The organism is Campylobacter sp. GB48 (assembly GCF_049221845.1).
GTDB lineage: Bacteria > Campylobacterota > Campylobacteria > Campylobacterales > Campylobacteraceae > Campylobacter_D > Campylobacter_D lari_C.
The window spans coordinates 1-647 of record NZ_JBMJAR010000093.1; the positions used below are offsets into that span (position 1 = coordinate 1).

The window sequence follows — 647 nt, forward strand, 5'->3', positions numbered from 1 at the left end:
GATATAGAAAACATAATCTCTAAAAAAGACTTACAATTTTTACTAAATTTAAATACAAAAATTATGGGTATTGCTAAAATAATTATTCAAGATAAAAAGGAGGTTGATATACTGCTACCACAACATAAATTACAATATAAACTTACAAAATTAGAAGCTAAAAAAGATTTTGAAATCGAACTTGATATCTTAGAAAATTGTAGTAACGAGCAATTATTAGATATCATTAAACAAGAATATCCAAATAATATAGTAAAAGAACTAACTATTAATCTATCAGAAGAAAAAATAAAAATACTCTTCATTATCAATGAAATACCAAAATTTTTAAAATCCATATACAAAGAATGTGATTTTAAAGATTTTGGCTTAATGAGTTATATCGAATTTGATAAAATTTTTAATCTTAAAATAGAAGATTTTAGATATTTTACACTTATTACACCCTTTGGGGCAAAAAAAATACAATTGTATTGGATAAATGAGCATGAAAATTTCCAAGAAACACTCAATTGTATTTCAATCCCAATACCCCACCAATAAATCCCAATATGAACAAAGGTTTTTTTAATGAATGCAAATAACTCTTATCTTAATTTAAAAATTAACAAACTTGATTTTAAAATCACAAAAGCCGTTATAAAAGA

1 protein-coding gene is annotated in these 647 nt (G+C 22.9%); it reads left to right on the forward strand.

What is annotated here, in order from left to right:
* Positions 1-543, forward strand: a 543-nt coding sequence (locus ACOTVC_RS08995) for a hypothetical protein (protein ID WP_421628401.1), incomplete at its 5' end; no start/stop codon positions are given.
* Positions 544-647 lie beyond the last annotated feature (104 nt).